At 59.7% G+C, this 19,717-nt stretch carries 15 protein-coding genes; 4 read left to right on the top strand and 11 right to left on the bottom strand.

Going from position 1 to position 19,717, the window contains the following annotated elements; translation table 11 throughout:
- Positions 1 to 65 precede the first annotated feature (65 nt).
- On the top strand, positions 66 to 1,034 hold the full coding sequence (locus H8B15_RS05750) for an NAD(P)/FAD-dependent oxidoreductase (protein WP_187318717.1): 969 nt from the start codon (positions 66 to 68) through the stop codon (positions 1,032 to 1,034).
- 72 nt (positions 1,035 to 1,106) lie between these two features.
- Positions 1,107 to 1,637 carry a hypothetical protein gene (locus H8B15_RS05745; RefSeq protein WP_187318716.1) on the top strand — a complete coding sequence of 177 codons (531 nt, stop codon included), beginning with the start codon at positions 1,107 to 1,109 and terminating at the stop codon, positions 1,635 to 1,637.
- A 227-nt stretch (positions 1,638 to 1,864) separates the two neighbouring features.
- Here H8B15_RS05745 and H8B15_RS05740 read toward each other — a convergent pair whose 3' ends face one another.
- The 10 genes from H8B15_RS05740 to H8B15_RS05695 form a co-directional block, all read right to left on the bottom strand.
- Positions 1,865 to 2,809: an N-acetylornithine carbamoyltransferase gene (locus tag H8B15_RS05740; protein WP_187318822.1), complete on the bottom strand. Its 945-nt coding sequence runs from the start codon at positions 2,807 to 2,809 to the stop codon at positions 1,865 to 1,867.
- Between the two features lie 159 nt (positions 2,810 to 2,968).
- Entirely contained in the window at positions 2,969 to 3,715 is a 747-nt protein-coding gene (locus tag H8B15_RS05735) for an alpha/beta fold hydrolase (protein WP_187318715.1), read from the bottom strand.
- A gap of 83 nt (positions 3,716 to 3,798) precedes the next feature.
- Positions 3,799 to 4,407 (bottom strand): TlpA family protein disulfide reductase, encoded by a 609-nt coding sequence (locus tag H8B15_RS05730; protein ID WP_187318714.1) that lies wholly within the window; start codon positions 4,405 to 4,407, stop codon positions 3,799 to 3,801.
- Between the two features lie 25 nt (positions 4,408 to 4,432).
- On the bottom strand, positions 4,433 to 5,365 hold the full coding sequence (locus H8B15_RS05725) for a hydrogen peroxide-inducible genes activator (RefSeq protein WP_187318713.1): 933 nt from the start codon (positions 5,363 to 5,365) through the stop codon (positions 4,433 to 4,435).
- 204 nt (positions 5,366 to 5,569) lie between these two features.
- The gene (locus H8B15_RS05720; RefSeq protein ID WP_187318712.1) at positions 5,570 to 6,907 is read right to left on the bottom strand and encodes a family 1 glycosylhydrolase; all 1,338 of its coding nucleotides are present in this window, start codon (positions 6,905 to 6,907) and stop codon (positions 5,570 to 5,572) included.
- 106 nt (positions 6,908 to 7,013) lie between these two features.
- Positions 7,014 to 8,705: a GMC family oxidoreductase gene (locus tag H8B15_RS05715; RefSeq protein WP_187318711.1), complete on the bottom strand. Its 1,692-nt coding sequence runs from the start codon at positions 8,703 to 8,705 to the stop codon at positions 7,014 to 7,016.
- 153 nt (positions 8,706 to 8,858) lie between these two features.
- A complete protein-coding gene (locus tag H8B15_RS05710; RefSeq protein ID WP_187318710.1) occupies positions 8,859 to 9,464 on the bottom strand; it encodes a gluconate 2-dehydrogenase subunit 3 family protein in 606 nt (201 codons plus the stop codon).
- A gap of 208 nt (positions 9,465 to 9,672) precedes the next feature.
- The gene (locus tag H8B15_RS05705) at positions 9,673 to 10,545 is read right to left on the bottom strand and encodes an SDR family oxidoreductase (RefSeq protein WP_187318709.1); all 873 of its coding nucleotides are present in this window, start codon (positions 10,543 to 10,545) and stop codon (positions 9,673 to 9,675) included.
- A 136-nt stretch (positions 10,546 to 10,681) separates the two neighbouring features.
- Positions 10,682 to 11,503, bottom strand: a complete 822-nt coding sequence (locus H8B15_RS05700; protein WP_246455325.1) for an SDR family oxidoreductase — start codon at positions 11,501 to 11,503, stop codon at positions 10,682 to 10,684.
- 263 nt (positions 11,504 to 11,766) lie between these two features.
- On the bottom strand, positions 11,767 to 12,891 hold the full coding sequence (locus H8B15_RS05695) for an alkene reductase (RefSeq protein ID WP_187318707.1): 1,125 nt from the start codon (positions 12,889 to 12,891) through the stop codon (positions 11,767 to 11,769).
- 601 nt (positions 12,892 to 13,492) lie between these two features.
- On the opposite strand from H8B15_RS05695, the gene H8B15_RS05690 reads away from it, so the two are divergent.
- Positions 13,493 to 14,377, top strand: a complete 885-nt coding sequence (locus H8B15_RS05690; RefSeq protein WP_187318706.1) for an ABC transporter ATP-binding protein — start codon at positions 13,493 to 13,495, stop codon at positions 14,375 to 14,377.
- A 158-nt stretch (positions 14,378 to 14,535) separates the two neighbouring features.
- A complete protein-coding gene (locus tag H8B15_RS05685) occupies positions 14,536 to 18,201 on the top strand; it encodes a M1 family aminopeptidase (protein WP_187318705.1) in 3,666 nt (1,221 codons plus the stop codon).
- 133 nt (positions 18,202 to 18,334) lie between these two features.
- Here H8B15_RS05685 and H8B15_RS05680 read toward each other — a convergent pair whose 3' ends face one another.
- Positions 18,335 to 19,519 carry a PA14 domain-containing protein gene (locus tag H8B15_RS05680; RefSeq protein WP_187318704.1) on the bottom strand — a complete coding sequence of 395 codons (1,185 nt, stop codon included), beginning with the start codon at positions 19,517 to 19,519 and terminating at the stop codon, positions 18,335 to 18,337.
- Positions 19,520 to 19,717 lie beyond the last annotated feature (198 nt).

Here is a 19,717-nt window from a genome sequence, read left to right as displayed (position 1 = left end):
GGAGTAGCTCTTCGTGAGTTTTTCCAGGAAATAAGGCATTGCTACGCCGCTGTTCTATTCGTTTCATGAAGCCAACCATTGCTACCGTACGCCCCGCCCGCCAGCTGCTCGCCTCCACCGACTACGATGTTATTATTGTGGGAGCTGGCAGCGCTGGCCTAAGTGCCGCGCTGGTGCTGGGCCGTAGCATGCGCCGCGTGCTGGTGTGTGATGCCGGTGCGCCGCGCAACGCTACCTCGCCTGCCGTGCAGGGCTATTTCACCCGCGATTGTACAGCGCCCGAGGAGCTGTTGCGTATTGGTCGCAGTCAGCTTACGCCCTACGAGTCGGTAGAAGTGCGCGAGCTGCGCGTAACGGCTATTACGAAGGAAAACGGCCACTTTCGGGTAGAGGCCGACACCGAGGCCGACCGAACCACCGTGGCCACTGCGCGCAAAGTGATACTGGCAACGGGCGTGGAGGATGAACTGCCGCCCCTAGACGGTATGCGCGAGTTTTGGGGTAGGGGCGTGCTGCACTGTCCCTACTGCCACGGCTGGGAAGTGCGCAACCAACCGCTGGCTATCTATGGCCGCGGTAAGACTGTGACGGGCCTGGCCCTGCTCGTCAGCCGGTGGTCGAGCCAGCTCACGGTGTGCACCGACGGGCCGGGCCACCTCACCGACAACGCTCGGCGACGCCTGCGCCAGCAGGGCATTGCCGTGCGCGAAGAACCCGTACGCCGCCTGGTAGGAAAACCCGATGGCATGCTGCGCTGTGTGCAGTTTGAGAAGGGCGAGCCGCTGGAATGCCACGCGCTGTTTTTGCACGCGCCCCAGCACCAGCGCGCGCCGTTTGCCGAGCAGCTAGGCTGCCGCTTCACCAGCAAAGGCGCGGTGTGGGTAGATAAAAAGCAGCAGACATCTGTGGCCGGACTCTACGCTGCCGGTGACCTCACGCCCGGTCAGCAGCAGGCTATTATGGCCGCCGCTGATGGCTCTAAGGCCGGCATCGTCATCAACGAGCAACTGACTCGGGAAGAGTGCCCAAAATAAATTGACGAAGTAGCGAAACGACAATCCGTTTGGCGTAGTGGTTGCGTAGGTTCCGGACAAAATTCAATTCATATGAAAAAAGTCCTGCTACTCGCTACCCTGTTTTTGGGGCTGTTTATCGTTGGCTGCAAGGAGATTGACAAGCTCCTGACCTTTTATATCGAAGACAGCCAAAACATTAAAATTGCTTCCTCCTTTCCGGTAGGCATAGCAGCGCCGTTGTCGCCGGTGGCAGTGCCCACGCAGTCGGCCTCCACGTTCAAAAACAATAATACCCGCGCCGACCTAGTAAAAGATGTAAGCCTCAACAAGCTTGCCCTCACCATTGCCGACCCCAACAGCGAAAACTTCGATTTCCTGCGTAGCATCGAAATCTATATCAGCACCGGCAACGGCAGCGACCAGATTCTGCTGGCCTCACTCAGCAATATCCCCACCGGTGTGCAGAGCATCACGCTCACGCCCACCAAGGCCAAGCTCGACAGCTACATAAAAGCCGAAAGCTACACGCTCACCACCAAGGCTACTATTGCCAAGGCCATTACCCGCGATATCACCATCCGCGCCGACTCCCGCTTCAAAGTAACCGCCGACCCGCTGTAAGTGGTGAGATGGTGAGATGGTGAAGTGGTGAATTGAAAACGCGTATCATCCTTTATCTGGCGTCCGCTTGCGAAGGACCTTATTACGTCAGAACGATAATCGTAACAACGACTCGTGCCAGCGTGATAAGGTCCTTCGCAAGCGGAAGCCAGATAAAGGATGACACGCGTTTTCAATTCACCACTTCACAAACTCACCACTCACTATTTCACCATCTCACCATTTCACTACTTCAACAACTCGTGCAGTACGGTTTGCATGGAGAAGACGCGGTTGCCGGCTTCCTGGATTACCAGGGAATTGGGCGAGTCGAGGATGGCGTCGGATACTTCCACGTTGCGGCGCACGGGTAGGCAGTGCAGGAATTTGGCGTTGTTGGTGCCGGTCATGTGTTCGGGCGTGAGCATCCACGCAGGGTCGTTGCTGAGGACCTGGCCGTAGTTCTGGTAGCTGCTCCAGTTTTTGGCCTGCACGAAGTCGGCACCTTCCAGGGCTTTTTTCTGGTCGTATTCGATGCGGGCACCTTTGGTGAATTTGGGGTCCAGCTCGTAGCCCTCGGGGTGAGTAATCACGAAGTCTACCCAATCCACTTCTGAGAACCAGTCGGCGAAGGAATTGGGTACACACTGGGGTAGGGCGCGCACGTGCGGCGCCCAGGTGAGCACTACCTTCACACGTTCTTTCTGCTTGTGCTCGGCCACCGTAATCAGGTCAGCAAACGACTGCAACGGGTGCAGCGTGGCGCTTTCCAGGCTTACTACGGGCACCGTGGCGTATTGCATGATCTTCTTAAACACCACTTCATTGTAGTCTTCGTCGCGGTCCTTCAGGGTAGGGAAGGTGCGCACACCCAGTACGTCGCAATACTGGCTCATCACGGCAATGGCTTCCTTGATGTGCTCCTGCGTGCCGCCGTTCATTACGGCCCCATCGGCCATTTCCAGCGTCCACGAATCAGCGCCGGCGTTCAGCACCCAAGCTTGTGCGCCCAGGTTATAGGCAGCTTTCACGCTGCTGAGGCGGGTGCGCAGGCTGGGATTAAAGAAAATCAGGCCTACGGTTTTATTCTTTCCGATGTGCTGATAGCCGTACGGGTTCTGCTTGATTTCGAGTGCTTTGGCAAGAAGGGCTTTGTAGTCGCCCGCATCGGCGAAGGAGGTGAAGTTCTGCATGAGGGAGGTGTATGTAAGGGTAGGGAGGGGGCTGGTTTTCGTAAGCACGTGTCATGCTGAGCGGAGTCGAAGCATCTCGCGTGCTGACGTTGGATACTATCTTTCATCAACACGCGAGATGCTTCGACTCCGCTCAGCATGACAGGCGGCTAAAGGCATCTACTGCAAAGGTAGGCGCGAAACGAAATCACGCAGTAGGGCGGCTACTTCCTTGGGGGCGTCGTAGGGTAGCAGGTGGCCAGCCCCTCCAATGATTTCCAGGGGAGTATTTTCGGGTAGCAGGGGTAGGGTCTCCAGGCCGTGCACCGAGGGCGACATGATCTGGTCTTGGTCGCCGGCCAAGATGGCGCAGGGCACTTGCACGTCGCACATGCGGGCCGCAATGTTTTCGCGGCTGCCGTGCAGCAACCACGCATCCCAGGCCGCCTTGTTGCTACGGAGGTTGTCTTGGATAATCTGCTCTTTGATAGCAGGCGGCTGCGGCCGGGCCGTGATGGTTTGGAAGGTTTTTTCCGCCTCAGCAGGTTTGCCATAGGCTTTCAGACTCTGTTGGCGGTCCTGCTCCGTCATGGGTTCGGCGGTAGGTGGTGAAGGCGAAAGCAGCGCCAGGCCCACTAAACCTATTGGCTGCCGCGCTGCAAGCGCCAGTGCAATCTTGCCGCCCATGCTGTGGCCCACCAATACATAGTGCGCCAACTGGTTCTCTTCGATATACGCTGCTACCGAATCGGCGTAGGCATCTACGGAGTAGCCGCCGGCCGGAGCAGGTGCACCACCAAAGCCACCCAGATTGGGTGATAGGGAAGGGTAGTCGGGGCCGAGCGCATCGGCTACACCCTGCCAGGCATGGCCGGCGCCGGCCCAGTAATGTAAGTAAATGAGGGTAGGAAATGTGGAGGATGCCATTGCGCAACGATTAGCAGCCGCCAGCGTAGCGGCTGTGCTTGTGTACGGCAACGGAACGGAAAGCGCCAATTTTCGCTGCGGCTCTACGGTTGAGCCAATCCTTCCAGATACGCCTTTACTTTGGGCGAATCGTAGTCGGCCATGCCCTCGTGGCGAGTGACGATCTGGCCATCTGGCCCGATAATAAGGGTAGTAGGAATGGCTTGCGAATCGAAGGCCGGCGGGAGCGGCGCGGCCGGAAAGTACACCGGTACGGTGTAGCCTTTACGCCGAATGAAAGCCTGGGCCTTCTTCGGGTTGCGGTCAAACGACACCAGTACAAAAGCCACTTTTTGCTTGTCTACCTTCTCATACAACGCCTGAATACCCGGCAGCTCCGCCACGCAGGGCGGGCACCAGGTAGCCCAGATATTGAAAAAAACCGTTTTGCCGCGCAGGGCACGCAGGTTGGTTGGCTGACCGTCGAGGGTAAGCAGGGGCACATCGGGGTAGGCGGCGATGTTTGTAGCAGCAGTAGGTTGGGCCGATATAGCTGCTGGCGTTTCGGGCAGAGTAGGGCGCATAATGCCCGTTGCCAGCAACCCGCGCTGCAACGTGCCTACCACTGGCACACGCAAGGCCGGGATGAATACCACGGCTGCCAGCACCAGCCAAGGGAGCCAATCCAATAAAAACCGACGATACTTTCGCATAATCATTTGGGTGAGGATGTCTGTGCTACCGCCACCGAATTTTTTTGCCTGCCTGTCCGGTGTGCAGGCGCTGAGGCACCTGGGCCAGAATCAGCTCGCGCAGGCTGCGCAGCAAGGGTAGGCGCACAAAGCCGTGGTGCACAACCAAACTGATTTCGCGCACCGGCTCGGGCGCTTCGAAGCGCTTCACCATGGGGTTGTTATCCAACTCGCTCAGCACCGACAGCTCCGGTACCAGCGTATAGCCGTGGTTGCGGCGCACCAGCTCCTTCAGGGTTTCGATGGAGCCGCTTTCGTAAGCAAAGGGCTGGCTATCGGCCACGGGCGAGGGGGAGCAGATATTGAGCACCTGATGGCGGAAGCAATGGCCCTGCTGCAACAGCCAGAGGCCCGGCGCGCCCAAATCGGTAGGGCTGATGGTGGCCTGTGGGTAGAGGCTGTGGCCTTCGGAAACGTAGCCCAGAAAAGGTTCTTCCAGGAGCGGCACCTCGCGGAGTTGCCGGTCGTCGAGGGGCGTCACGAGTAGGCCCACGTCCAGCTGGTTGTCCTTGAGCCGCTGCATGATATCAGCCGACTGCATTTCCTCTACCTGCACGCGTAACTGGGGGTGGCGCTCCACCAGCTCCACCAGAAACAGCGGCACCAGGTAGGGTGCCAGGGTAGGGATGATGCCCAGGCGCAGGTCGCCCACCAATTCGCCTTTTTCTACTTGCACCACCTCGCGGAGCTGCTGAGACGTGCGCAGTATCTCGCGCGCTTTTTCGATTACTTTGGCGCCTACGGCCGTAGGAATCACGCCCTTGCGGGTGCGGTCAAACAGCAGTACGCCCAACTCGTCTTCCAGCTTCTGCACCTGCATGCTCAGGGTAGGCTGCGTCACAAAGCATTTATCGGCGGCCAGCACAAACTGCTGGTGCGTATCGAGGGCCACAATGTATTCCAACTGCTGCAAGGTCATCGGCTCACGGATTTTTTCGGATTTTTGGGATTTTGTGGACGATTTATAAGAACCGGGTGGCTCTTGGCAGCTCGGCTTTCGATTGGTACAACTGCAAAGCTTTATAAGGCTTCCGTGTAGCGTGCAGAAAGCAGCTCTCGTGTACACCCTCTAATCGTCCACAAAATCCGAGTAATCCCAAAAATCCGAAAAATCCGTGAGCCTTTACACCTCTACCTTCAGCTCGGCCGGGCGTTTGGTGACTTGGAAGATTTCGCCGTGCGGCACCATCGTAATCTGCCCAAACTCCTGTAGCAGCATCTTGTAGCTCTCGCCTACCGGTCGGATTTTGCGGTTGAGGTCGTAGAGGCCACAAGGATTCACAAAGCCGCGTTTTTCGGCCAGTGAAATGTCCCAGTCAATCTGGTCGAGCAGGGAGTACCACGTAAAGCCCACTACCGGCACCCCGTCCTGACGGATGCGCGTCACGTTCACCCACTGTTTCCAGAGCCAGCACTCGGCATCTAGGGCGTTGAAGGTGTTGGTTTCGGTGTGGAACACGGGCTTGCGGTAACGCTCGTAGTATTGCTTGGTCATGGTATACCAGCCCAGCACGTCCTCGGCAGAGCATAGGTCGCCATTGGGCTTGATAATCTTCTCGTTGCGCCCGTAGTAGTCGTTGCCCATGATCTGGTATCCGGGAGGCTCGCCGGCCATAAACCACTTCAACTCCTCACGGGTCATGCCGTTGTCGAGGCAGTAGAGCAGCACTTCGGCGTCGATAGTGTGGGCGTAGAGTAAGTCCAGCGACAGAAAGCGCAGCTTGTTGGTGAGGCGGGTAGCATCGCTTTCCACCGCGCGCATCTCGTGGATGTACTCCGCCGATTCGCTCTGCACAATCACGCAATCGGGGCGGTACTTGGCAATCTGCTGGTTGCCCATGATGCTGGCCGCTACCAGGTGCTTCATGGCCGTCACAAAGCCCTTATCTGATTTCAGTTGCTCGTTCCAGATGCCATCTTTGGCGCTGGCGCGGGCCGTCACATAAATCTCGTTGACGGGTGTATAGAAACGCACCCAGGGGTAGCGCTGCGCCACCGCCCCGCAATACTCAGCAAAATGTACGGGTAGCTCCGGATTCTGGAAGTTTTCCAGCCAATCGGGCACGCCAAAGTGCATCAAATCCAGAATAGGCGTGATGCCCAGGCGTTTGATTTCGGCCATAGCCGCATCAGCAAACTCCCAGTCGTACTTACCAGGGGCTTTCTGAATTTTGTAGTAGGGTAGGTTGTAGCGGAGCACGTTCAGCCCCATATCCTTCACCAGCCCCAAGTCTTCCTTGTAACGGTTGTAATGGTCGGTTTCCTCTAGCAGGTCGCGCCGGATTTTGCCGTGGCCGATGGTAGGGTAGGAGCACTCGATGCCCGTGGCAAACATAAAGTTGCGGGGCGATTTGGTAGGCATGCCGCTGCCATCACGCCCGCCGGCACCGCCGTGCTGGTCGCCCTCGTAGCTACCATCACCAAACTTCTTTTGAATATGCTTTAAAAAATTTTGTGCCATGTGAAGAAGGAGTAGAAGAAGGTGCGTTGCACGCGCCTGTCAATCGTATAAATGCGTTGGGAAAACGGAGTACAGCTTCCCGACAAGCGCGTGCAACGCGCTCCTCCTACAGATCCCGGCGCCGCTCCTTCTCCAAAAACTTATCGGCGGTACGCAGACTAAGTGCCATGATGGTGAGGGCCGGATTAACGCTTAATGCGCTGGGAAAGGTAGAGTTGTCGCTGATGTAGAGGTTTGGTACATCGAAGGCACGGCCATTGGCGTCTACCACTGCATCGGTGCCGCGGTGGCCCATGCGCGCCGTGCCAATGATGTGCGCATACCGCGGGAAAGCCCAGATATCGGTGGCACCTGCGGCCTCCCAAATGCGGCGCATGATGTTTTCGGCGTGGGCCGTCATGCGCTGCTCGTTTTCTTGAGCCGTGAAATGCACACGGGGTTTTGCCACGCCGCGCCCATCTTTCTCCTCCGCCAACTCCATAAAGTTGCTTTCGTGAGGTAGGCAGTCGCCGAGGATATTGATGCCGGCAATGTTGTTGTAGTTGCGCATGTAGTCGCGGCCGGCCTGGCCCCACAGCTTGCGCGCCCGCGCTGCCTGGCTGGCAAAGGTCACGGGCATCACGCCAATGCTTTGCAATAGGTAACCACCCGCAAAGTCAGCATCTTTAGGGCGGTGCGTATCCTCCGAAATCAGGGCGCCGGGAATGCCTTTATAGGGGCGTATGTCCTCGGCAAACGTGCCCCATACCTGCACCCCGGTGTGCCCCATAAAGTTGCGGCCTACCTGCCCACTGCTAAGCGCCAGCTCGTTGAGGAGCAGCAAACGCGGCGTTTCGATAGCACCGGCACACAGGAACAAGTTGCGACACTTCTGCCGCAGCGTGATGCCGTTTTGCTGGTACACTACGCCTGTGATGGCGCCACTGGCGTCGCGCTCAATCTCCGTTACATAGCTATTAGGACGAATATCGGCCCCGTGGTCGGCGGCCAGGGGTAGGAACGTGACGTCCATACTGGCCTTTGCGCCGTTGTTGCAGCCTGCCTGGCAAAAGCCACGGTTGGTGCACGCCTCCCGCCAGCCCACACCCTCCTGGTAGTAGCGCGCCGATAGCGCCGCATTGGCTGCCGGAGAAGTTTTGATGCCCAACTGCTCGCAGCCGCGCTGCATAAGCTGCGCCGCCCCGTTGAGGGGTAGGGGAGCCAGCGGGTAGCTGCGCCGCCGGGTAGGCCCCCACGGATAATTGGCGGGTCCGGAAATGCCCAGGAAGTGCTCCAGCTCGTCGTAATACGGCTCCAGGTCGTCGTAGCCGATGGGCCAGTCTACGCCCACGCTGAAGTCGCGGTGCAAGTGAAAGTCGTCGTCTTGCGCACGGGGCGTGTAGGCGGTGTAGTGCAGCGTAGAACCGCCTACTCCCTTGCCGGAGTTGTTGCGGCCGAAGGATATAGGGTCTTGGCCAGCAGAAAGCCGCTCGTCGTTCCAGAACAGAAAGCTCTGCGCCTTCTCATCCGTAGCGAAATCCTTGCGCGGGTCGTGCCAGGGGCCGGCTTCCAGGGCCACCACCTTCAGGCCGGCCATGGCCAAGCGGGCGAGTAGGGGCGCGCCGCCTGCGCCAGTGCCAATCACTACGCAGTCTACTACTTCATCGGGGTCGGGAAGTGGTGCGGGCTGCTCCAGCGGGTCGCGGCTGGGGTCGGCCTGCAAATCGTTTTCTTCAAGTATTTCGCGTAGAAGCGGGTCCTGTATTTCGGGTTTCAGCGGGTTCAAGACGCCTTCTTCCAGTACTTCCTCGTCGGGCATAACAGTGAGATGGTGAGGTGGTGAAATGGTGAAATAGTGAGTGGTGAGGGGGTGAGATGGTGCGTTTGATGTTCTGACTGCATCACTTGCGCAGACTGCGCCGGTAGCACCAGCAGAACGTCAAACGCACCAGCTCACCATCTCACCATTTCACTACTTCACCTCTGCTTCCGGCTCGCGGGGTTCTAGTTCGTTGAGCTGGATGTGGTGCCAGCCGGGCACATCGGCCATGCCTACGTAGCCAATTTCCTCCTGACCCAAGGGGTGGGCGTAGTAGTTCTCGGTCAGCTCGGCTAGCAGCTCCTCGAAAAACCGCACAGCAGATAAGGTTTTCCAGGTTTCGCCGGGTGCCTTAGCGTGCTGCACGGCTGTGAGCACCTCGTCTTTCTGCTCGTCGGTCAGAACCAAAAAGTTGTTTCCAAACATCGCCTGCGCACTTTCCCGAATGCCGCCCAGGCCCAACTTGTAGGCTTCACGGTCGGGGGGTAGGATGTCGTAGCGCCACCCGTCCGACTCGCCGTTGAGGAGGCGCTCATCTATGGCGGCGGCTAGTTCAATGGGGTTGTCGGGGCGGTCGGGCTGGGGGAAAAGGCGGGCGGCCACGGCGCGCAGCATCTCATATGTAGCGCCATCGAGGTACTGCGGCTCGTAGAGGGGCGCATCGAGGCGTGCTTGCAGCGCAGCGCGGGTAGCGTCGGTCACAAGGTCCGTAGCCAACAGCGCCCGAACGGTACCTTCCGGATAATGAGGAGAAGCCATAAGAAAGGAGGGGAAACGTGCCTACCCCGAAGGGAATCACAAGTAATTCAACTGTCTACGGTAGAAAGCTGAACAGGGGTTTCTTCTTTTAAGCTAAACAGTGAAATTATATGTAGCAACAGTGGTTAGCGTAGCGTTTTGCTATGAAAAAACCCGAGGCCAGACGTGTGCCTGGGCTCGGGTTCTGAGTAGGTAGCAAAGTCGATGACTACTCGTCGCTGCTGGTTTTGCCGCCCGTGACGGGGATGAAGGCGCCCGTCATGAATGAGCCGTCTTGCGAGGCCAGCAGCACGTAGGCGCCTACCAGCTCCTCGGGTTGGCCGGGGCGCTGCAAGGCCACCTCGTGGCCATACTTGTCGATTTCGGAAGCCGGCATGGTGCCGGGAATGTTGGGCGTCCAGATGGGGCCGGGCAATACCGCATTCACCCGAATGCCTTTCTCGCCCAGGCTCAGCGCCAGCGACTTGGTGAAGGCGTGGATGGCGCCCTTCGACGAAGCGTAGTCGATGAGAATCTTGTTGCCCGTCTGGCCCACAATGCTGCCCGTATTGATGATGCAGTCGCCTTTTTGCAGGTGCGGCACAGCGGCCTGGGCCATGAAGATGTAGCCCATGATGTTGGTTTCGAACGTGCGCCGAATCTGCTCCACCGGAATGTCCTCAAACTTTTCCTGCGACATCTGGTAAGCAGCGTTGTTCACCAGCACGTTCAGGCCGCCCAGCTCGTCGCGGGTACGGCGCACGGCCGAGAGGCAATTTTCGGGCTCGCGCACGTCGTATTTCAACACCAAGCAGCGGCGGCCGGTGCCTTCCACCATCGACTTAGTCTTCTCAGCGTCCTCGTCGTTTTCGTTGTACAGAATGGCTACGTCGGCGCCTTCCATGGCAAAGCCTAGCGCCACGGCCCGGCCAATACCGGAGTCGGCGCCCGTGATGAGGGCTACTTTGCCTTCGAGCTTGCCGGCGGGCTTGTAGTACGAAAGGTCGGAGTCGGGCTGCTGCTTCATATCGGCCTGTTTGGCCGGGTAGGGCAGCTTTTCGGCTTTCATATCATCGGAAGTGGGGCGAAATTCGGTGCTCATAGGAGTTCAGGTTAGTAGGAAAGAGTGGTAGGTAGGGATACGCAAAAGCCGCGTGCACGGCGGAAATCCTACCCAGAAAAAAGCTCCCGACCAGCAAGGCCGGCGGAAGCTTTTTCTGGGTAGGGGCAGGGCTAAATCAGCCGCCTTTGGGCATGCCGCCGGTTACTTCCAGCAGGCTACCCGTGGAGTAGCTGCCGTCTGTAGAAGCGAAGTACACGTAAGCCGGTGCCAGCTCCTCGGGCTGACCGGGGCGGCCCAGCATGGTCGCGTCGCCGAAGGTTTTCAGGTCTTCCTTCAGCATACCGCCGGGGATGAAAGGCGTCCAGATGGGGCCAGGCAACACGGCGTTTACCCGGATTTTCTTGTCGCCGAGGTACTGCGCCAAGCTTTTGGTGAAGGTGTGAATAGCGCCCTTGGTAGAGGCGTAGTCGATCTGATGCTTGTTGCCGACCAGACCCACAATGCTACCCGTGTTGATGATGGAGTCGCCTTCTTTCAGGAACGGAATAGCCGCCTGCGCCATGAAGAAGTAGCCTTTGATGTTGGTATCGAAGGTGCGGTGGATGTTCTCTTCCGGGATGGTCTCGAAGTTCTCGAAGCCCATCTGATAGGCGGCGTTGTTCACCAAGATGTTGAAGCCGCCCAGCTCGGCGTGGGTGCGGCGCACGGCGTCGCGGCAGGCCTCGGCCGAGCGCACATCGCATTGGATGGACAGAAACTTGCGGCCTTGGGCGCGCACGGCCTGGCCCACCACTTCGGCGTCTTCGGCATTGGTATGGTACACCACGGCTACATCGGCGCCTTCCATGGCAAAGGCCAGGGCCACAGCCCGGCCAATGCCGGAGTCGCCGCCCGTGATGAGGGCCACTTTGCCGGCCAGCTTGTTGGCCGGGTGGTAGCTCGACATATCCCAGTCGGGCTTTTCATCCATATCGCCCTCAGCGGTGGGGTAGGACATGGGTTTGGGGTTAATTTCGCTATTGGTAGGCCGGGGTTCGTTCGGATCAGTGCTCATTGTCAGAATAGTTTAGGTTGGTAAGGGATACGCAGGGTAGGACCGAAGGTCAGTAGTAAGCCAAAAAGTTGTTGGGATTGAGTGCCGCGTGCACTATCTATCCGGAGCAAACGGGGGCGAAAACAGTCGGAGCAATGGGGTCGCCACCAAAACAAAAACGCCTACTGCAACGGCAGTAGGCGTTTTCAACTCGCAGCGGGTGCTTGTTAGTCCTGCTCGATATCTTGCGCTGCTTGGCGGGCTTTCTCCAGCGAGGGGTAGTCGATGTAGCCCTTGTCGCCGGGCACGTAGAACGTGCTGGGGTCGGGGGTGTTGAGGGCGGTACCCTGCTCGAAGCGCTCCACCAGGTCGGGGTTGGCAATGAAGGGCACACCGAAGGCAATGAGGTCGGCTTCGTTGTTGGCCAGCGCTTCTTCGGCAGTTTCCTGGGTGTAGCCACCGTTCAGAATGAACGCGCCGTTGAAAATTTCGTGCAGCTTGGCGGCCACGGCAGGCCGGGTGGGCTGGGCCATGGGGTGGCCGGGTAGCGCCTCAATCACGTGCAGGTAGGCCAGGTTGAATTTGTTCAGCTGCTCGGTTACGTAGCTGAAGGTAGCCACGGGGTCAGAGTCCTGAATGCTGGCGCTGCCCTGGGGCGAGAAGCGGATGCCCACACGGTCGGCCCCCAGCTCGTCTACCACGGCTTGCACCACTTCCAGCACAAAGCGGCTGCGGTTTTCCAGGCTGCCGCCGTATTCGTCGGTGCGTTGGTTGCTGCCGTCTTGCAGGAATTGGTCGAGCAGGTAGCCGTTGGCACCGTGAATTTCAGCGCCATCAAAACCAGCGGCTTTGGCGTTGCGGGCGGCTTGGCGGAACTGGTCTACCACGCCGGGAATCTCGCTCAACTCCAGCGCCCGCGGGGTAGGCACCTCTTCCATGCCTTTGCCCGTGAAGGCCTTGGCGCCCTCTGGCTTGATGGCCGATGGCGCCACCGGCAACTCGCCATTATGGAAAAACGGGTGCGACACGCGGCCCACATGCCACAGCTGAATAAAGATGCGGCCACCGGCGGCGTGCACGGCGTCGGTTACCTTTTTCCAGGCGGCTACCTGCTCCTGCGAGTAGATGCCAGGCGTATTGATGTAGCCCACGCCCTGCTCCGATACCTGCGAGCCTTCCGTGATAATGAGGCCGGCCGAAGCGCGCTGCACATAGTATTCCACCACCGAATCGGTGGCTACGTGCTCGGGGTTGGTGGCGCGGCTGCGCGTCATGGGCGCCATCACGAGGCGGTTGGGGAGGGTAGTGGCGCCCACGGTGAAGGGCGAGAACAACTGCTGATCTTGGTTCATGTGTGTAGAAGTTGAGCAACCAGCAGTGTAGCTGGTCTGCGGCCAACAACCTGTGTTTGTACACGAATGTTTTGTTTCTGTGGAAGTGCAATGCTGAAATGGCGCGGGGCTGTGCCCCGTGCCGACTACGCACTGCACCACCAGAACGATTTGAAGATGGATACCTGATGGCGCGGACGAGTGCAGGCCGGAGGCCTGCGCGTAGTCGGCACGGAGCACAGCCCCGCGCCATCGGCGACTAGCCCCCGCGAGTAGCGCTACGTTGTCGTCTGCCGGTCCGACTCCGGAGGCGTCCGGCCGGTTGCCGCGTGCTGAGGTTGAATGAGCTTCGTGCTGATGCCTACCCAAGCCGTCTGCTCCTGATGGCGCGGGTGTCAGCGTGCGGCAACCGGTCGGACGCCGTAGGCGTCCGACCGGCAGACGACTGCCTGCTTCACGAAGTAAACTCCCCGACATCTACCGGGGAGTTTTTTTATGCCTAATCCATCAAATTGTATCTTTTATATAGTGATTGTATGTTGCTTATAAAGTATTTATTTACAGTTATTTATATATAAATTAGTTGGCTGTTTTCTCTCTCCCTATCTCACGGCCAACGCCTATGGAACTACAGATTACCAACCTGTCTAAAACCTACGCCAACGGCGTGCGGGCGCTCAACAATGTGTCGCTCACCATCCCCAGCGGCATGTTTGGGCTGCTGGGTCCGAACGGGGCCGGCAAGTCGTCGTTGATGCGCACTATTGCTACCCTGCAAGAGCCCGACAGCGGCAGCATCCGGCTGGGCAACCTCGACGTGCTGACGCAGAAAGAGGCCGTGCGCCAAGTATTGGGCTACCTGCCCCAGGAGTTCGGCCTCTACCCCAGCATCTCGGCCGACGTGCTGCTCGACTACTTCGCCGGCCTCAAGGGCATCCGCGACGCGCAGGAACGCAAGCTGGCCGTGGAAAGCCTGCTGCACCAAACCAACCTGTGGGCCGCGCGCAAGAAAAACCTGGGCGGCTACTCCGGCGGCATGAAGCAGCGCTTCGGCATTGCGGTGGCCCTGCTCGGCTCGCCCCAGCTCATCATTGTAGACGAGCCTACCGCCGGCCTCGACCCTACCGAGCGCAACCGCTTCCTGGACCTGCTCTCCGAAATCAGCGACAACGTGATTGTGATTCTGAGCACCCACATCGTGGAGGACGTCACGGAGCTGTGCTCCAACATGGCCATCATCGCCAGCGGTGAGGTCATTGCCACCGGCCGCCCTACCGACGTGATTGGCGAAATCCGCGGCAAAGTGTACCGCACCAAAACCGACAAAGCCGCCCTACCCACCCTGCGCACCACCCACGATGTCATTTCGACCAAGCTGGTAGCCGGCAGCCCCGTCGTGCGCGTGTTCAGCGAAACCCCCATCAACGGCGAGTTCACCCCGGTAGAGGCCACCCTGGAAGACGTGTACTTCCACCGCCTGGCGCGGAAGGAGATGGCAGGGGTTTAGCAACGAAGCGCCTCACCCCCAGCCCCCTCTCCGAAGAGGAGAGGGAGAGCCAGATGATTTAGAAACACACGCCTACCCACGCGCCGCTGTGGCTCCCCTCTCCTTTTCGGAGAGGGGGCCGGGGGGTGAGGCGCCCACCAAAACGATAAGTATTCCCCATGTTTCGCAACGTCTTTCTCTTCGAGCTGCGCTACCGGCTGCGGCAGCCTAGCACCTACATCTATTTCGGTATTCTGTTCGCCCTGGCGTTTGTGTTTTTGTCGGTGCAGGAAACGTTTTTTGGGCCGAGCACCGGGGGCAAAGTCTTCAAGAACGCGCCCGATACGCTGGCTAATTTCATGCTGGGCGCCTCCACGCTGGGCATGTTCATCACGGCGGCCATTGTGGGTACGCCCGTGTACCGCGACGTGAACAGCGGGATTTCGCCCTTGCTCTACACTACCCCGCTGGGCAAGCTGAGCTACCTGAGCGGCAAGTTTCTGGCGTCGATGCTCGTTATTTGGCTGATCATGAGCGCGCTGCTGGTAGGGGGCATCCTGGGTTCCAACATGCCCTGGCTCGACCCTACCAAATACGGTCCTTTCCGGTTTGCGGCCTACTGGCAGCCGCTGCTGTGGGGTGCTTTCGTGAATGCCTTTTTTGCCGGCTGCATCTTCTTCGCAGCCTACGCCCTCACGCGCAACGCGCTGGTGGTATACCTGGGCGGCATCGTGCTGTTCTTGCTCTACAACATAGCCGGCTTGTTCACCACCGAAAACAAGAACGAGCACCTGGCCGCCCTGCTCGACCCGTTTGGGCTGGACACGCGTACCGTGGTGACCAAGTACTGGACCATTGCCGAGCGCAACACGCTGCTGGTACCCTTGCAGGGTGAGTTTTTGCAAAACCGCCTGCTGTGGACGGGAGTAGGGCTGGCGCTGCTGGCGGTGTCATTTGTGGCGTTTCGGATGAGCGCCCCGGCCACTACGGGCAAGCCCGCCGAGCTGGAGCCGGCGCCGGCGTTGCAGCAGGTGGTCATTCGCCGCTCCCGGCAGGTGTTTGGGGCCGGCACCAGCTGGTGGCAGTGGTGGCAGCTCACGAAGGTGCAATTCCTGAACGTGGTGAAGTCGCGGACTTTCCTGGCGCTGGTGCTGTTCGGCATTGTCAACATCGTGTTTGGGGCCTACTACCGCTGGAGAAACGACGGCGCCAACTACCCCGTCACCTACGACGTGCTGGCGCTGCTGAACAACAACTTCAGCCTGTTCTTCCTGATTATCATTACCCTCTACGCCGGCGAGCTGGTATGGCGCGAGCGGGAGCTGCGCCTGCACCAAGTGTTTGATGTGATGCCCATGCCCAACTGGGTACCGTTTGCTAGCAAGCTGGCGGCCCTGGTGCTGGTGCAGGTGGTGCTCTACGGCGTCATCTCGAGCATGGGCGTGCTCATTCAGCTCTACAAAAGCTACGACCATGTGCAGCCGCTGCTCTACCTGCAAGACTTCGGGTTGCAGCTGGCCTTCATCGTGGAGCTGTGCGTGCTGGCGATGGTGGTACAGACCATTGCCAACAACAAGTACGTGGGCTACACGCTCATGATCTTGTTCTACGTGTTCGTCTACATTGCCCCCGACGCCCTGGGCCTGCACCACGTCATGCTCAAGTACGACGGCTACGTGCCCTACACCTACTCCGACATGAACGGCTACGGCCACTTCGTGGGGCCGCTGTTTTGGGTGAATCTCTACTACCTGGCCTGGGCCGTGCTACTGGCCGTGGTGTGCAACCTGCTGTGGGTGCGCGGCACCGAAACCAGCGTGCGCCACCGCGGCCGGCTCGCCCGGCAGCGCCTAGTGCCGGCCGCCCGCTGGGGCGCGGTGGCGGCCGTGGCGGCGGTGCTGGTAGTAGGCGGCTACGTGTTCTGGAACACCAACATCCAAAACGAATACCTAACCACCAAGCTCATCGAGAGTCGCAAATCGGGCTGGGAAACCAAGTACAAGCACCTGGCCCGCGTGGCCCAGCCCAAGATTGTGAATACCGTGTTGCAGGTTGATTTGTACCCCACGGCCTCGCCCCGCGGCTACCGTATGCGCGGCGCCCTTACCCTGCTCAACCGCACCCCGCGCCCCCTCGACTCCCTGCTGGTGAACTACGACAACAGCCGCAGCGTGCAGAAGAATCTCACCCTAAGCCGCCCCAACACCATACTGCTCGACGACCCTGAAAACGGCTTCCGCATCTACCGCCTGGCCCAGCCGCTGGCCCCCGGCGACTCGCTGCAACTCAACCTGGACATGCGCTACGCCGCCCGCGGCTTCAGCAGTCGGCCGCAGGATACGGGCGTGTTCAGCTGGGCCAATATCTCGCCCGAAGACCGCCTCACGGCCAACGGTACCTTCCTCGATGGCACTGGTATTACCCTGGGCTACGATGCGCGCCAGGAGCTGGAAGACGACGACGTGCGCGAGCGGAACCACCTCCGGCCCAAGGAGCGCTTCGCCAAGCTGAACGACGCCGTGGGCCGCCAGCAACACGGCTTCACCCTGGATGCCGACTACACCCGCTTCGACATCACCGTGAGCACCGACCCCGACCAAACGGCCGTGGCCCCCGGCTACCTCCAAAAAACCTGGCTGGCCAATGGGCGGCGCTACTTCCACTACCAGATGGACGCGCCCATGTCTAACATGTTCAACATCCTCTCGGCCCGCTACCAGGTGCACCGCGCCCAGTGGCGCGACCCCGCCACCAGCCAGCTCGTGGCCATCGAAATCTACTACGACCGGCAGCATCCCTACAACGTGGCCCACATGGCCGATGCCCTCAAGCAAGGCCTTACCTACTATACCAAGGCGTTTGGGGCGTACCAGTTTCGGCAGGTGCGCGTGCTGGAATTTCCGCGCTACAAGGCATTTGCGCAGTCATTCCCCAATACCATTTCCACTTCCGAAAGCGCGGGTTTTGTGGAAGACCTGCGCGACCCAAGCCGGCCGGACATGGTGTATTTTATCACCAACCACGAGCTGGGCCACCAGTGGTGGGGGCACCAGGTGGTAGGGGGCAATGTGCAGGGGAGTAGTATGTTGTCGGAATCGTTGGCGGAGTACTCGGCGCTGATGACGTGCAAGCATGCCTTCACCGGCGCCCAGATGCAGCGCATCATGCGCGGCGAGCTGGACCGCTACCTAAAAGGCCGCCGCGACGAGCGCAAGAAAGAGCTGCCGCTGATGCTGGTCGAAAATCAGCCCTACATTCACTATTACAAGGGCGGCATGGTGTTCTACGCCTTGCAAGATTATATAGGAGAAGACACGCTGAACGCCGCCATTCGCCGCTTCCTGATGGCCAATCGGTACCAGACCAAGCCCTACCCCAACACGGCCACCTTCATGGCCTACCTGCGCCGCGCCACACCCGACTCGCTTCAGTACCTGCTGCACGATATGTTCGAGACGATTACGCTGTTCGAAAACCGGGTAGAAAACGCCACCTACACCAAGCGCCCCGACGGCCGCTACACCGTGCGCCTCACTCTGGAAGCCGCCAAACTGCGCGCCGACAGCCTCGGCAACGAAACCCCCGTCAAGCTCAACGACTGGGTAGACGTCGGCATCTTCGGCCCCGACAAGCTACCGGACACCGAGTACTACGACGCCACCGGCCAACCGCTCTACCTACGCAAAGTGCACCTCACTCAGCCCAAAACCGAGCTGGTAGTAGTAGTCGACAAGCAGCCCACCAAAGCCGGCCTCGACCCCTACCACAAGCTCATCGACCGCCACTACATGGACAACGTGAAAGCCGTAGAGCCCGGAGCCCCGCCCGCCGTGGCGAGGCGCTGATGACAGGTGTAGAGACGCATACTTGCGTCTTGTCGTTGCTGATGTTATTTATCTTGAGTTTAATCAGGTAGTGTCGTTCAACGACGAGACGCAAGTATGCGTCTCTACACCGTTCAACATTTCCAGTTCCTACTCACTCCACCACCACCTCTACCCGCCGGTTGCGGGGGCGCTGGCGCGGGTCGCGGTTATCAGCTACCGGGCGGGTGCCGCCGTAACCCACCGCCGCCAGCCGAAGCGAGTCGATGCCCTGTTGCACCAGGTAGCGCCGCACTACTTGGGCGCGCTGTTCGGAAAGGCGTTGGTTGAGTGCCGCATCGCCGATGTTATCGGTGTGGCCGGCTATGGTTAGGCGTAGGGTGAGCTGCTGGCGCAGCGTACGGGCCAACGCGTTCAGGGTGAGGTAGGAGGTAGGTAGCAACGCCGCCGTGCTGCGCGTGAAGTAGAGGTTGGGTAGCGTCAGGGTTGCGCCTTTGGCGAGGGTGCGCAGCGTGGGCAGGGTAGGCGGCGGCGCGGCTGTGTCGGCAGACACGGCTTGGGGCCCTAGGGTAGCCAGGGGGCGCGGGCTGGGCAGCCGCCGCACGGTAGGTTTAGTGGGCCGCGCCCTAGCAGTGGGTGCCGCTTTGGCAACTACTGGCGCCGCTGCAACCGCGTCGGGCGGTGATGCGGCGGCTACTGATGGCGGAGTAGGGGTAGGGCGCGGCTGCGCTGATGCCGGTAGGGCGGGGTAGAGGTAGCGCGTCGGAATCGGTGTTGGGTCGGTGTCGCCTAGTCCCACGGCCGCCAGCAGCTCTTCCCAGGCCGAGGGTGCGGTGAGCGGGGGTGTTTGCCAAGCCAGCAGGGCCCGCGTGTCGAAATGCACTTGGTAGTATTCTACCCGCAACCGGTAGTAGCGGCCGCCTGTAAGGCGCACGCGGGTAGAGTATGTTGTTACCCACTGGTCGCGCCAGCCGTCGAGCAGCAGGCGCTGGCCCAGCCACAGGCGCATGCCGTCGTCGGTGGTGAGGTATAGGGTGTAGGTGCCCGAAACCGGCGCGTAGAGGTAGCCTGTCCAGCGTACCGAAAATACCTCCCCCGGCACGCCCGGCCCCGGCGAGACAAACCGCTCCGACGGCCGGCCGGGGGTAGGAGGCCCGTAACTCCAGTTGAAGTCGATGGTGGGGTCGAGGCGCGTGAGCACCAGCTTGTCAAAGTCGCGCCCGGCGTAGTATTGCCCCCGCAAACCTGTGCCGGCAGCAGGCACTACAACCGCCTGCGCCAGCGAAAAGCTGCTGCGCAAGACGCCAACCAGCAGCAGAAAACCTTTTGTGCGTTGCATAATCTTGAAAGTCAGCGGAGTAGTAGCTGATGCGTTCAACTGGCCGCCGACGATACAAAGTGCTTCGGAACAAAGAGCCGTACCGATTTTTTCAACCGAGTGCCGCGTCCTGCCTACCAAGCAAGATTCCCGATCTACCAAGCCAGCGCCGGACAACAGCCCCAGCAGAAAAGCCACGCCGGTTGTAATCTGCGCTTT

This window comes from Hymenobacter citatus (genome assembly GCF_014333615.1).
GTDB lineage: Bacteria > Bacteroidota > Bacteroidia > Cytophagales > Hymenobacteraceae > Hymenobacter > Hymenobacter citatus.
The sequence above is the reverse complement of the archived record's forward strand: the minus strand, read 5'-3'. Positions and strand labels throughout refer to the sequence as shown.